The sequence below is a fragment of the Streptomyces incanus genome, from assembly GCF_042656345.1.
Classification (GTDB): Bacteria; Actinomycetota; Actinomycetes; order Streptomycetales; family Streptomycetaceae; genus Streptomyces; species Streptomyces incanus.
The window spans coordinates 1-679 of sequence record NZ_JBHSPC010000183.1 but is presented as its reverse complement, the minus strand read 5'-3'; the positions used below and the strand labels follow the sequence as shown (position 1 = coordinate 679).

1 pseudogene is annotated in these 679 nt (G+C 75.8%); it reads left to right on the top strand.

The features are described from left to right. A pseudogene (locus tag ACFP2V_RS38575) lies at positions 1 to 367 on the top strand (hypothetical protein); the annotation flags it as partial. Positions 368 to 679 lie beyond the last annotated feature (312 nt).

The following is a 679-nucleotide window of genomic DNA, read 5'->3' as shown; positions in this document are numbered from 1 at the left end:
CGGCGGCGGTGGGCTGCTCGCGGCGAACACCCACCGGGTCGCCGCGCAGAAGGGGGTGGCCGCCTCCACTACGGCCAAGACCCTCGTCACCGCCGGGGCCCTGGCCGCCACCGCTTACGCCCGCATCCTGGGCAAGAAGGTCGAGCTGGCCTCCTCGTCCGACCCGCGGGACGTGGAGAAGGCGGAGCAGCATCCGATGGACGTGGACAGGGCCCGGCGGCAGCTGGCCTACGCGCAGTGGGCCTTGCCGGCCCTGACCGGATGCCTGGTGGTCCTCAACGCCCTGCACGGTGAGCAGCAGCGTCCCGGGGAACAGCTGCACGGCGTGTGGGAGCGGGCCCGCTCCGCCACCCCGTTCCTCCCGTGAAGGGCGTGAAACGCCGGCGGGCCGTCTCCTTCGGCCGAGGCGGCCGCACCTGCGGAGTGGGTGAGGGGGCTGGCCCTGTCGGCGCCGGTGGTGAGCTCGGTGCCGTCGGGGCCCGTCCGGCGGCACGTCTGCGGCGGCCGGTGCACCGCCGGGGGGTGTAGGAGCCCGCTCCGGGAGGGGCGCTTGGGGCCTGTCGCACCATGTGGGCCTTTTCGTCGCGCACGGCGACGGCGGACGTGGCAGGGCCGCCCCACAGTGTGGGGCTCGCCGCCGGGCAGGGCCCGCAGCGGGGGAGTCCTGCCCGTTCGGGGT